The organism is Microcoleus sp. Pol1C5, from assembly GCF_036701115.1.
In the GTDB taxonomy this organism is placed as follows: Bacteria; Cyanobacteriota; Cyanobacteriia; order Cyanobacteriales; family Microcoleaceae; genus Microcoleus.
In genome coordinates, this window is record NZ_JAUBQE010000032.1 from 41,446 (window position 1) to 55,160 (window position 13,715).

The 13,715-nt window shown below is 45.1% G+C and carries 9 protein-coding genes; 5 read left to right on the forward strand and 4 right to left on the reverse strand.

Annotation, left to right across the window (positions count from 1 at the left end; translation table 11 throughout):
* Positions 1-10 precede the first annotated feature (10 nt).
* From QUA23_RS18460 to QUA23_RS18470, 3 genes are all read right to left on the reverse strand, one after another.
* The gene (locus tag QUA23_RS18460; RefSeq protein WP_333077552.1) at positions 11-592 is read right to left on the reverse strand and encodes a serine acetyltransferase; all 582 of its coding nucleotides are present in this window, start codon (positions 590-592) and stop codon (positions 11-13) included.
* A 195-nt stretch (positions 593-787) separates the two neighbouring features.
* A complete protein-coding gene (locus QUA23_RS18465; protein WP_333077553.1) occupies positions 788-1,798 on the reverse strand; it encodes a glycosyltransferase family 2 protein in 1,011 nt (336 codons plus the stop codon).
* A 142-nt stretch (positions 1,799-1,940) separates the two neighbouring features.
* Positions 1,941-2,858: a histone deacetylase gene (locus tag QUA23_RS18470; protein ID WP_333077554.1), complete on the reverse strand. Its 918-nt coding sequence runs from the start codon at positions 2,856-2,858 to the stop codon at positions 1,941-1,943.
* 77 nt (positions 2,859-2,935) lie between these two features.
* Between QUA23_RS18470 and QUA23_RS18475 the strand changes: the two genes are divergently transcribed.
* From QUA23_RS18475 to QUA23_RS18495, 5 genes are all read left to right on the forward strand, one after another.
* Positions 2,936-3,445 (forward strand): hypothetical protein, encoded by a 510-nt coding sequence (locus QUA23_RS18475; RefSeq protein WP_333077555.1) that lies wholly within the window; start codon positions 2,936-2,938, stop codon positions 3,443-3,445.
* 755 nt (positions 3,446-4,200) lie between these two features.
* Entirely contained in the window at positions 4,201-8,916 is a 4,716-nt protein-coding gene (locus tag QUA23_RS18480; RefSeq protein ID WP_333077556.1) for a response regulator, read from the forward strand.
* Positions 8,882-10,909: an adenylate/guanylate cyclase domain-containing protein gene (locus tag QUA23_RS18485; RefSeq protein ID WP_333077589.1), complete on the forward strand. Its 2,028-nt coding sequence runs from the start codon at positions 8,882-8,884 to the stop codon at positions 10,907-10,909. Before QUA23_RS18480 ends, QUA23_RS18485 begins: the two co-directional genes overlap by 35 nt.
* A gap of 165 nt (positions 10,910-11,074) precedes the next feature.
* On the forward strand, positions 11,075-11,965 hold the full coding sequence (locus QUA23_RS18490) for an alpha/beta fold hydrolase (RefSeq protein WP_333077557.1): 891 nt from the start codon (positions 11,075-11,077) through the stop codon (positions 11,963-11,965).
* Positions 11,966-11,972: 7 nt separating this feature from the next.
* Positions 11,973-12,134, forward strand: a complete 162-nt coding sequence (locus QUA23_RS18495; protein WP_333077558.1) for a hypothetical protein — start codon at positions 11,973-11,975, stop codon at positions 12,132-12,134.
* 414 nt (positions 12,135-12,548) lie between these two features.
* Here QUA23_RS18495 and QUA23_RS18500 read toward each other — a convergent pair whose 3' ends face one another.
* Positions 12,549-13,430 carry a Cof-type HAD-IIB family hydrolase gene (locus QUA23_RS18500; RefSeq protein ID WP_333077560.1) on the reverse strand — a complete coding sequence of 294 codons (882 nt, stop codon included), beginning with the start codon at positions 13,428-13,430 and terminating at the stop codon, positions 12,549-12,551.
* Positions 13,431-13,715: the final 285 nt, after the last annotated feature.

Sequence of the window (13,715 nt, forward strand, 5' to 3'; positions counted from 1 at the left end):
AGAAAATGATTTAAGCGTTGTTTTCAGCAGGCCGGGATTTGATAATTTTGGCAGGGATACCAACGGCAGTTTGACCGGCTGGAATATCTGATAAAACTACAGCATTGGCACCAATATTTACGTCGTCTCCTAGGTTGACCTTGCCGAGGATTTTTGCACCAGCGCCGACGTTAACCCGATCGCCCAATTGAGGGGATTCTAGCGGTTTGTCCAAATAGCGGTTTCCCAAAGTTACACCTTGGCGGATAATGCAATCGTCGCCGATCGTACAATATCCGTGAATAATAATAGCGTTTTGATGTTCAATCACCACGCGACGACCGAGCTTCACAGTGTAAGGCAAGTCTATCCCGTAACTATTGCGGACTTTTCGGTAGAGCGATCGATAAAGAATGCTCAAAGGTGCTCGCAGTAATTTCGGTTCTACCTGCATTCTCCAGACGCCAAAACGCTGCACTGCTACGGCGCGAAATCCCGGTTTTGTCCAATCTCGACCGTGAGCAATCCAGTCTTCTTTAATTTGCTGCCACAGTCCCAAGCCGGGGTCTTCTACTTGATTTTCACTGGTGATTAAGTTTTGCTCAGTGACCATAAGCTCTAATTCACACTATTTTTTGTTTACTCTATTGCTAGATGCCGACGATATTAATGGGTCTATCAGGTTTTTGAGGAAAAAGCAATCCGGTTTTATCGATCGAGAATACTAATTTCTAGGCTGCATCATAAAATATTTTGCTTGCCTAGGTCAACCTAGTTTAGTTGGCTTTGACCGATTTACCAACTCCCTTTAAAAGTTTTTGGATTTTTCAATCTTACCCCCCTTAAAAAATACACTATTTAATACAAAATCCCTCAGTAATTGTGGTGGATCGCCATCGGGTTTGCCTTGAAGTACGCGGCGCACCCTCCAGGCTGCAAAACCAGAAGCCCAGGATACATCAGTTAATGCTGTGTAAACCAAGCCGTAGTTTTTGATAAAGTACCTACGCCGGGAATCAAACCAATAGGTAGGCAGCCTCTTGGCGGGCTTTTTGGTGTCAGTGACGCCTGAGCTTTGGCCGACTAAGTGGACAACGCGACTTTCGGGTACGTACCAGCAACTCCAGCCAGCTTTGTTCGCTTGCAGACAAAAGTCCATTTCTTCGCAGTACATGAAATAAGCTTCATCCATCAAGCCAATCTTTTCAAATACTTCGCGACGGACGATCATGCTGGCTCCAGCTACCCAATCAGTTTGACAGGTTTCTTGGGAAATGGGAGGCGCTGCGGCCCAGTTGGCTAATAACTTGGATATAAAGCCTGTCCGCCAACCAAAATCGAGTTCGGTCAAGATGTTGTGAAACCGAAAAGCTGACTCCTGGGGCGTGCCGTCGGGGTCTTCCAAGCGGCTGCCGGCGATGCCGGCTTCCGGATGAGTGTCCATGAAATCGACGAGGGCTTTTAAGGCACCGGGGCGAACAATGGTGTCTGGGTTGAGCAGCAGGAAGTAAGGAGGGGGATTGGTGGATTGGAGGGCGGGACGGATCAGGGCGTTGTTGCCGAAGGCAAATCCGCCGTTACGGTCTAGGGGAACGAAGGATGCCCATTCGCTCCAGCCTTCTGAGGCGATCGCACTACTAATTTCTTCGACTGAGCGATCGCCTGAAGCATTGTCGCCCACTACAACTCGCATACCGGGCAGCGATTGAACTTCGCTAACTAGAGAGCGCAAGCAGTCAATTGTCAAACTAGAGGTTCGGTAGTTAACAATGACAACCAGCAGTGGATAGGGGTGATTGGACTCGCTGGCCTTCGACATAAGTACCGTTGTTTGTTTAACAACTTTTTAGCTCAAGTTGTACCCATCTGGCAAGCTGGAGCGCTCGCTAATAGTATTTTTATTTGTTTGCGTGAAGGAGACTGTGTTTTCTGTCATATTTCGGAAATCTCGCCACTCTCGATCAAAGTCGATACTGTCTGTAGGCTTGACTGGCGGCTCGGTGCAGCAGCGAATGTCGGTAAACTAACCCCTTAGCGTCATCGGAATAGCCCCCGCCAATCACGCAGGCAACGGGATAGCCACCAGCTAAACACGCCATCAAAACTTGCATTTCCCGGCGAAATAAGCCCGTATCAGTTAAAGCTAATTTTCCCAGTTTGTCACCGTGATGAGGGTCTACTCCAGCATCGTACAAAACTAAATCAGGCTTGACACTTGACAGCAAATCTGGTAAAAATTTATCCAATGTTTGTAAATATTCGTCGTCCTCCATACCGACAGGCAAAGGTACATCTAAATCGCCCTTTTGTTTAGTGCCGGGAAAATTGACTTCGCAGTGCATCGAGAAAGTAAAAACGCTACTGTCATCTTGGAATATTACCGCGGTTCCGTCTCCTTGGTGGACATCTAAATCGACAATTAAAACTTTGCGAACTAAACCATTTTTTTGTAAGACGCGAGAGGCGATCGCCAAATCATTAAAAATACAAAAACCCGACCCAAAAGCAGGGAAGGCGTGATGAGTTCCGCCTGCAGTATTGCAAGCCAAACCGTAGTCTAAAGCGAGCTTGGCAGTTAGTACAGTTCCTGCAACCGCAGTGCAAGTGCGATTAACAAGGGCCCGACTCCAAGGCAGACCAATTCGCCGAGTCGCTTTATTATCGAGCGTCCCGTTGCAGTAAGCTTGAACGTAGCAGTGGTCGTGGACTAATTCAATCCATTCTTGAGGGGGAAGTTCGGGAGCGTGAAATTGCGATTTATCTGCTACCCCATCCGCAAGCAGCATCTGGTAAAGCATCCGAAACTTGGCCATCGGAAAGCGGTGATCCGGTGGCAGGGGTGCAACGTAATCTTCGTGGTAAATAATTGGTAAGTCCATTAAAATTATTGTATAACGAATGAATCTCCAATTGAAGGCCTGCAATCTCAAATTTAAATTCGCTGGAGAACCTGTATATGCAACAACTAAAAACAGTCTGGCAGTCCGGCAGCACCGACCCCGAAAATGCTGACAATCTCGATAATATCAGTCAGTGGTGGGGAAACCTCAACGGCAAAGAAATTAGCTGGGTACAGCGACTGATTCCGCAAATCGGCGGTCTCAGCGAAATTCACTGGCATCCCCAGCGTTTTGACGAAACATTTGTGATAGTCAATCCCGAAATTCGGGAGCAAACTCTCTATTGGTACAAACCCGATTCTCCTGTCCAACGTAACAACACTGTTGACAAACTAGAGCTTGATAACTTGCAACAGCAATTGTACATCTATCCTCAGTTGGAATCGGAACTGGTAATTCGCGTAGGCATTCCCGAAGTTAAATATCAAACACTTGAATTAAACAATCCAGAAATCGCCTTGGGCGAAGATAATATGCTGCTGCTGTGGGAAGCTGACCAAGAACTAGAAATTAAAATTTACTTTAGCCCTGAAAATATTGCTAAACTTAAGGAATTGCTGGCTTAAAAAAAACCGAGAGAATAGTTTATATGGTAGGCTTTGGGTGCGGTTGGACAGATCTATAGCAATCCTTGCAGGAGCCGTAAATTTTTTACCCTATCCCAACCCTCCCCGAACCTGCGGGGAGAAAGTAAGAAATTTACAAATGATTTAGGATTTCTATATACTCTTAGTTACCTATAAATATCTTAAGACTGATGGGCGGGTGCGTCAAGACCGAGGTTTTTCACAGCAATACTTCGTTGCAGCGACAATAGTAAAAAAAACGATTTCTTCCCCTCGTGGTACGTCCAGGTGTGTATGTAGGCTAAAACCCTTTGAATGTCGCAGCAGAATGTCCAGAAACTTGCGTTCTTCTCCTGGCACTTTTAATGCTAAAGTCAAGCAAAAAACTGTTCGGGGCGCATCAACCGGGTTGTAGGAAAATACTTTGTCGCAGCGCTTGAACAAAGTTAAAAAACCCGGTTGCTTTGGTCGGAAGTGCCTAAGCGATAATTGTTTTTACGCAGACTTAATGGGTACTTCAAATTAGGGGATTTGTTTGGGGAATAAAATATGGTTAAATACGGTTAATTTGAGTGACCAACTTAAGACAAGCAAGCAATAAGTTTAAAGAATAGAAGGTGGGTTAGCGGATGGCTAATATCTAAAATTAATCCTCTCTTGGATGAGTTTGAAAAGGTTTAATAAATAATTACGATCTGAACGAATCCCTAAATTTATTAAATCTTCAATCTGCTGCTAGCACTAAAAAATTCACAATGGTCAGACAAAAAATGATATTTGACAAAGAAAACATTCACATTTTAATTATTGATGATCAGCCCCAAAACCTGCGGTTTATATCAAGCATATTGACAAAAGAAGGGTATAAAGTTCAGCGGTCGATTTCGGGAGAAATGGCGGTTAATGCTAATTTAAGCGTTCTCCCAGACTTAATTTTGCTCGATATTGCCATGCCCAAAATGAACGGATATGAAGTCTGTACCCGACTGAAATCCAACGAAAAAATGAGGGAAATTCCGGTTATTTTTTTGAGTATTTATGATGAAACTTTTCACAAAGTCAAAGCTTTTGAAGTCGGCGGTGTTGACTACATTACTAAGCCTTTTCAAGTGGAAGAAGTTTTAGTGCGGATCGAAAGTCAATTGACTATACAACAGCTATCAAAACAATTAAAACAGCAGAATGCCCAACTGCAACAAGAGGTAGAATTTCGCAAGCGAACAGAACAATCACTCCGGGAAAGCAAAGCGCGGTTGCAGAAATTGGCGGTCAATATACCGGGAGTTCTTTATCAATTTATCAAGAAGCCCGATGGAAGTTTCAAATTTGAATATATTAGTTATGCTTGTAGGGAAATTTACGAATTAGAGAGTGAGGAAATATTAAAAAATCCAGACTTGTGCTTCGAGCAAAATCATCCAGATGACCACGAATATCTGGTAAAACAAATTGCTACTAGCGCCAAAACGTTAGAACCTTTTGCCTGTGAATGGCGGATTATTACACCGTCTGGTAAACTTAAATGGCTGCAATCTAATTCTCGACCAGAAATGCGCGATAATGGCGATATTGTTTGGTATGGCGTACTTTTTGATATCAGCGATCGCAAGCACGCAGAAATAGAAATGGCGGGAGCAAAAGCTGCTTTAGAACGGCGAGTTCAGCGAGAATTGCTGATTGCAAAAATAACTCAAGAAATCCGCTCAAGCTTGCAGCCAGAACAAATATTTCAAATAGCTGCAACTCAAATCGGTCTGGCATTCTGCGTCAATCGCTGTTTGATTCATACTTACGTTACTACTCCCCAAGTGGATATTCCTCTGGCGGCAGAGTATCTCGAACCGGAGTGCGAATCTATTCGGAACGTACCTGTTCCTATTTGGGGCAATCCTCACGTCGTACAAATGATGATACAAGATCAGGCGATCGCCTCCCACAATGTTTATTCAGACCCTCTGTTGCAAGCTGTTCAACCGATTTGCCACAAGCTTGGGTTGAAATCGATGCTGGCAATTCGCACTTCCTACCAAGGCAGGGCAAACGGCGCTATCGGCTTGCACCAGTGCGATCGTTACCGGGAATGGACTTCCGAGGAAATTGACTTATTAGAAGCTGTGGCGGCTCAAGTAGGGCTCGCTATCGCTCAAGCTAAACTGATCGAACGAGAAAAAAACCGAATTCAGCAGCTCGATCAGCAAAATAAAGTGCTGCAAGCAGAAATTCGCACCCGCGTCCGCGCCGAGCAAGCTCTGCAAGAATCTGAAACAGAATTGCGGGCGATTTTTGCCGCCATGACTGACACAGTTTTAGTGAGAAATGCCGAAGGGCGCTGCATCAAAATCGCCCCGACAGCATCAACGAATTTGGTGAAACCTCCCAGCGAAATGATTAACAAAACAGCGCACGAAGTCTTGCCGAAACCTATAGCAGATTTAGTGTTAAATGCCATCCAACACGCTCTAAAAACGAAGCAAACCATCAATGTTGAATATAGCTTTAAAGTCGGAGAGCGCGAAGTTTGCCTCGACGCTAAAGTTTCTCCGCTTACTCCAGATTCAGTGATTATCGTAGCCAGAGATATTAGCGTTCGCAAACAAACAGAATTCGCACTCAGAGAGAGCCAGCACTTCATTCAAGCGATCGCCGATTCCAATCCCAACCTATTGTACGTTTACGATGTAATTGAACAGCGGAATGTTTATACCAACCGACAAATTTCGACGCTACTCGGATACACCGCCCAAGAAATACAAGATATGGGTACAGCAATGATGCCAATTCTGCTCCACTCCGACGATTTGCCAAAGTTTTTTGAAAGCGTCCAAAAAGTAGATCGAGCCAAAGACGGTGAGGTCATTGAATGTCAATACCGCATGAAACACAAAAACGGTGAATGGCGATGGATGCACAGTTGGGATACAGTATTTCTCAGAACAGCCGATGGTAAACCCAAACAAATTCTCGGCACTGCTAATGACATCACGGACCGTAAATTAGCCGAAGAGAAACTGCTAGCATCGCAGCAAAGAATCTCGTTTTTATTGCAACAAACACCGATCGCTATTATCGAGTTAAACCTCAATTTAGAAATTATCACTTGGAATCCTGCAGCCGTTGCTATTTTTGGCTACAGTGAGCAAGAAGCGATTGGTCGAGTCGCCTCGGATTTGATCTTACCTGAAAGCTACCACCCGCAATTATCTGATATTTTCAATCATGACTTGAATGCAAAATCCAGCGGCACTACCGAAAATCTGACCAAAGACGGCAGAACTATCATCTGCGAGTGGTACAATACTCACCTAATTGACGATAACGGTACAGCGATCGGCATTGCTTTAATGGCTGTAGATATTACCGAACGCAAGCAGGCAGAAACCAAACTGCAAGAAAGTGCTTTACGACAAAGGGCGATCGCCCGCATTATTGAAAGAATGCGGCAAACTTTAGATATCCGAGAAATTTTTCACGCTACAACCCGAGAATTGCGCCAAACCATGAAGTGCGATCGAGTCGCTATTTACCGTTTCAATCCAGACTGGAGTGGTGAATTTGTAGCCGAATCCCTTGACCGCAAGTGGGTTTCTTTCATCCAAGCACAAGATATCGATTCTAACCTTACTGAAGGCGCTTTAGATAGTGAAGTTTGCCTCGTCCAAAAATTAGATAGTATTTCACCCGAAGTCCACGATACCTATTTGCAACAAACCCAAGGCGGAGCATACAGCAGAGGTAAGACTTACCTTTGTGTCCCAGATATTTACAAGCAAGGTTTCGATAATTGTTACATTCAATTGCTTGAAAAATTTCAAGCTAAATCCTACATTATTGTACCAATATTTTCAGGCAAAAAGCTCTGGGGATTACTAGCATCCTATCAAAATTCTGCTCCCCGCCAGTGGAGTGAAGCTGAAATCAACGTTGCAGTTGATGTAGGTACTCAGCTAGGAGTAGCATTACAGCAAGCGGAATTGCTCGCTCGCACTCAAAGGCAGTCGATGGAACTGATTAAATCCAAGGAAAACGCCGAAGTTGCCAACCGCGCCAAAAGCCAATTTCTAGCTTCCATGAGCCACGAACTCCGCACACCTCTCAACGCCATTCTCGGTTTTTCCCAAGTCATGGCCCGCAACAGTTCTATCACGGAAGAACAAAAAGAATACATAGAAATTATTAACCGCAGCGGCGAACATTTGCTGGAACTCATCAATGATGTTTTGTCAATGTCCAAAATAGAAGCAGGTCAAATTACCATCAACCCAAGCCGCTTCAATCTCTACAACCTTCTCAACAGTCTCAAAGAAATGCTGCAACTAAAAGCCAATTCCAAAGGTTTGCACCTCATCTTTGAAAATGCCGAGGATTTGCCGCAGTACATTCAAACAGACGAAGCTAAATTGCGGCAAGTTTTAATTAACCTACTCGGCAATGCGATTAAATTTACTCAGCAGGGAACCGTTACTTTGCGCGTCAGCAGCCAAGCTGAACAAGACGCCACCGAAGAAAACAAATCCCAATTGTATTTTGAAATTGCCGACACGGGTCCCGGCATTTCTCCCTCAGAAATTTCCACATTATTTAAGCCATTTTTACAAACCGAAACGGGTCGAAAATCCATGCAGGGAACTGGTCTGGGGTTGCCGATCAGCCAACAGTTTGTCCAAATTATGGGAGGTGATATTGCTGTTGAAAGTAAACTAGACCAAGGCACTATTTTCAGCTTTAATATCTGGGTCAACCTAGTAACAGAAAGTGATGAACAAGAAAAACCGCCGATTAAACAAGTTATTTCTTTAGAAGCGGGACAAGAAACTTATCGGATATTAATAGTTGAAGATGTAGCGGAAAATCGCCAACTGCTGCTTAAGCTGCTGGTACCCCTGGGATTTGAAGTCCGGGAAGCAACTAACGGTCAAGAAGCAATTGCTTTGCATTCAACTTGGAAGCCGCACTTGATATTAATGGATATGCTGATGCCGGTGATGGATGGGTATGAAGCGACAAGACAGATTAAGAAAACTCTCGAAGGTAAAGAAACAATAATTATAGCCCTGACTGCCAGTGCTTTTGATGAGCAGCGGCAAATAATTCTGTCTGCTGGCTGTAACGATTTGATATGTAAACCGTTTCGGGAAGAGGTACTCTTTGAAAAGATAGCGCATCACCTCAACCTGCGTTATATTTATGAGAAAGAAAACTTATCTACTTCTTTTTCAACACCGACGCTGCTTAAAAGTTTGACCACCGAGGATTTGAGTGTAATGCCCACAGACTGGGTGGTCGAGTTGCACCGAGCAGCACTTTGTGTAGACGACAACCGCATCCTCGAACTGATCGAGGAAATTCCCGAAACTGAGGCAAATCTCGCTAAGGCTTTAACAGATTTAGTCGATAATTTTCGGATAGATATCATTATCGATTTAACTCAATTATATGATGATGAACGACCATCCATTACCAGCGACTCCTAAAGACATTCTGATCGTTGACGATATGCCGGATAATTTGCGACTTTTATCTACTATGCTGGCATCTCACGGGTATCATGTCAGGAAGGCTATTAACGGACACTTGGCTTTGCAAGGGGCACAAATATCTCCTCCAGATCTAATTTTACTAGATATTAATATGCCGCAAATGAATGGGTATGAAGTTTGTGAGCAGTTAAAGTTAAGCGAAAAAACTAAAGATATTCCGGTAATTTTTATTAGTGCGCTAGATGACGTGCTGGAAAAAGTTAAAGCTTTTCAAGTAGGAGGAGTGGATTATATTACTAAACCGTTTCAAGTAGAAGAAGTCTTAGCCCGCGTCCAAAACCAACTTTCCCTTCGTTTGCTGCAATCCAAACTGCAACAGCAAGCTAGGGAACTGCACGATCGCAATTCTAGATTGCAGGAAGAAATCGCAGAACGGCAGCGGGCTGAAGAATCAATCCGGTTTTTGCTGGAAACTACGCGGGCGATCGGCGAAGCTGTAGACTTTCACTCAGCTTTAGAAGTAATTCTGCACCAAGTTGGCGAAACAATCGGATGGGATGTAGGAGAAGCTTGGATTCCCGATGCAGAAGCAACTGTGCTGCAATCTGCCCGCGGCTGGTATGCGAGTAACCCCAGCATGGAATCGTTCCGCACCCAAAGCCAACAACTGACATTTGCCCGGAATATAGGGCTGCCGGGACGAATTTGGGCATCCAAGCAACCCGAATGGGTAGAAGATATTTCCAAGGGCTACCCGCATTTTTTCCGAAGTCAGATAGCACTAGAACTCGGATTCAAAGCGGGTTTTGGCGTGCCGATTTTGGTAGGCGATGAAGTATTGGCAGTGCTAGTTTTCTTTAAAATTTCGTCGGGTGGGAAAGATGCACGATTTATGGACGTTTTTAATGCTGTCGGCACTCAATTAGGTTCTTTGATTCAGCGCAAACAAGCAGAAGAATTGCTGCGTATTGCCCAAGAAAAATATCACAGCATTGTAGAAAATGCGATGGAAGGCATTTTTCAAAGCACCCCTTCTGGAGGCTATCTCAGTGCTAATCCAGCTTTAGCAAAATTGTACGGTTACGACTCGCCTGAAGAACTAATGTCCGAGATTAAAAATATTGCTCAGCAACTTTACGTTGACCCTGAACGCCGCCTCGAATTTGTGGCTGCTATGGATGCTGAAAATGCCGTTTCGGGATTTGAATCTATGGTATGTCGCAAAGACGGGCGCCGGATTTGGGTGTCAGAAAATGTTCGGGCTGTTCGAGATGCAAAAGGTGAGCTGCTCTACTATGAGGGTACTGTTTCTGACATTACCGAGCGCAAATTAGCGCAAGAAGCGCTAAAAGTTCAACAAGAACAAAGCGAGAAGTTGTTGTTAAATATTTTGCCCAAACCAATCGCAGAACGATTGAAGGCGGAGCAAAGTACAATTGCCGATAGTTTTGCCCAAGTAAGTGTTTTATTTGCTGATATTGTTGGCTTTACTGAGTTGTCTGCTAGAATGTCTCCCACCGAGTTGGTCAAGCGCTTGAACGTAATTTTTTCGCACTTCGACCAGTTAGCTGAAAAGTACGGTGTGGAGAAAATTAAGACTATTGGTGATGCTTACATGGTAGTCGGGGGATTGCCTACCCCGAGAGATGATCACGCCGAGGCGATCGCCCAAATGGCCCTGGGAATGCAGGCAAAAATAGCAAAGTTGTGCGCCGAGACAGGGGAAAAACTGGCAATTCGGGTTGGCATCAATTCCGGGCCCGTGGTTGCGGGAGTGATTGGTGTGAGCAAGTTTACGTATGATTTGTGGGGAGATACGGTGAATGTAGCGGCGAGGATGGAAGCTACGGGTTTTGCAGGCAGCATTCAAGTTACTGATGTTACTTATGAGCTTTTGAAAGATAAGTATTTATTTGAGAGGCGAGGCGTAATTCCGGTAAAAGGTAAGGGGAATATGATGACTTATTGGTTGCTAGGAAAAAAGTAAAAATGGGCATGGGGCATGGGGCATAGGGCATAGGGTATTACAACAAATAACAAATAACCAATAACACATAACCAATAACCAATAACCGATAACCAATAATTCATGACTACTGACTACTGACTTCTGCTATGATGAAAGTAGTTAACGAAACTTTACATAATAGCCGTGACTGCACAACAATTAGTATCTGCAACGAGTTTTGAAAAGCTAATTTGGACTTGGAAAGGTCACAAAATCCAATATACCGTTCAAGGAACCGGCCGCCCTCTGATCTTGATTCACGGATTTGGGGCTTCGATCGGACATTGGAGGCAAAATATCCCCCCACTAGCAGCCGGCGGCTATCGCGTATTTGCGCTGGACTTGCTGGGATTCGGTGCTTCCGCCAAACCAGCCCTCGATTACACTCTGGAATTGTGGGAAGAATTGCTGACTGATTTCTGGGCGGATCTGGTACAGGAACCGGCGGTATTTGTCGGGAATTCGATCGGCGCTTTGCTGAGTTTGATGGTAGTCGCCAACCATCCAGAAATATCAGCAGGTGCAGTCTTAATCAACTGTGCCGGCGGGCTCAACCACCGGCCGGACGAACTAAATTTCCCGCTGCGAGTAGTGATGGGGACTTTTACTAAATTAGTTCGATCGCCCCTGATCGGCCCCTTTGTCTTCAACAACATCCGCCAAAAACACCGCATCCGCAACACCCTGCGCCAAGTCTACGGGAACCGCGAAGCCATCACCGACGAACTCGTAGAACTCCTCCACGCCCCCTCCTGCGAGCCCGGAGCTCAACAAGTGTTTGCCTCGATTCTCACAGCCCCTCCAGGCCCTCAACCTTCAGAACTGCTGCCCAAAGTCGATCGTCCGTTATTGGTACTTTGGGGCGCAGACGACCCCTGGACGCCGATCGCCGGCAGCCAAATTTATCAACAATTGGCCGCCAACGATAAACCAGTGAAATTTGTTTCCATTCCCAACACAGGCCACTGTCCCCACGACGAGCGGCCGAGTGAAGTCAACGCTCTGATTTTGGACTGGCTGCTGGAATTGAAGTAAAATTTTTATGCTTGATGCCAGCCTGGGGCGATCGAGTCAAACCCTTGCAGTGCAAAAGTTTTGCCTCCCTCCACCGCACCGACCACCCGGCAGCAGCCGACTCAAAAAACAATTTTTGGAAAAAGTATTGACACAATTTACTGAGTCAGCTATATTGATGGACGTGTGAGGAGCGAACCAGTAAGAGCACCGAGACGAAACACGGCCAGTCGTCGGTGCTCTTTCTGTTGGAACCCATTTTTAAGAATTTGAAATTATCTATAAATTCACATCCAGAAGATCTGTAAGCCCGCCCCGCCTTCTTCATTTCTTCCTACCCTTTGGGAACGGCTTCGCCGAACGCGTTCTAAGCGTCTTCGCCGTTCGTTAAATAAATATTCGGATGTTGTAAACAAAGTAATTGACTCGACTTAATCTCGAAAAATCAGAAATTGTGGATTTTTTTTATAATCAAAACTTGATTGCATAGAACTCAAAACTAGACAGTTATATAATAATAAAGTGTCGCTGGGTCGGGGCGAGTTGATATACATTTTTTCCAAATGTCGCTAAACCCGCCCCTGCGTTATTGGTGCTACAAATATCAACGATCGCCCAAAACAAATTGTTCGATCGCAGCCGCCACCCCATCTTCCTCCACATCCGGCGCCACCCAATCAGCAGCAGCCTTCACGCCATCAGGAGCATTGCCCATCGCCACGCCTACACCCGCGTAGGCAATCATTTCTACATCATTAAAATTGTCGCCGATCGCCATCACGTTCGCCGCCTGCAAACCCAAAAGTTCCTCCGCTAAATACTGCACCGCATCTCCCTTATTCGCCAAAGGATGCGTAGCTTCAAAAAAAGTAGCAACGGATCGAGTCAAATAAAGCTCCGCAGGCGTGTAGCGCTGCCGCATACTGCTGAGCAAGCCGTCGAGTACCCCAGGATTCTCACACAATGCCAAAACTTTCGTCGGTTCCCCCGGAAGATCTCGCCGCAAATCTTTAATTACCATTGGTTCAATGCCCGATCGTTCGGCATAAATTCGGGTAGCTGCGGTAATTTCCGGCACGTAAAGTTGATCCTCAATGTAGAAATGGATCGAAAGGAGCGGTCGCAACTGCGGTTCTTCAAAATGATCTAACAGTTGCAGAGCAGTTTGTTTCGACAGCGGCAAGTGCCGCAGCCGTTTTTGAGTAGCGTGATCTTGAATCCATGCGCCCTGGTAGCAAATCAGCGGCAATGTTGAGCCGATGTCGCGGTGAAAACGCAAAGCTGAGCGGTACATCCTGCCCGTAGCGACGGCCACTTTCACTCCCCGCGACTCGGCAGCCAAAATTGCCTGCTTGACTGGTTCTCGGATGGTATTTGACAAACCTGCGATCGTGCCGTCTATATCCACTACCAGCAATTGAATGTCTGCGGTGCCAAAAGCGCGATCGGTCGCATTAGCTGGATTTGAGGCAGTTATATTCTGCATGATTTTTTTAGATTTTAGCTGTTGATTTGCACGCACCCGTTTATTTTGGCACTGGCGGGATAGCAAAGTGCGACTTCTGATTTTTTGAAGACTAAAATATAGATAAGTAAATAAGCGACAAAAAAAGTATCTAGGAGGGCCCTTTAGGAATGTATTTAGCTCAGCTATATAATACTAGCCAGTTTACTGCCGTAAAAACCACACTCGATCGCGATATGTATTTTCACTTACTTAATAATACTTTTGGCTAAAAAGAATGTAACTGTAGGTCAGAGCTAAAGACTT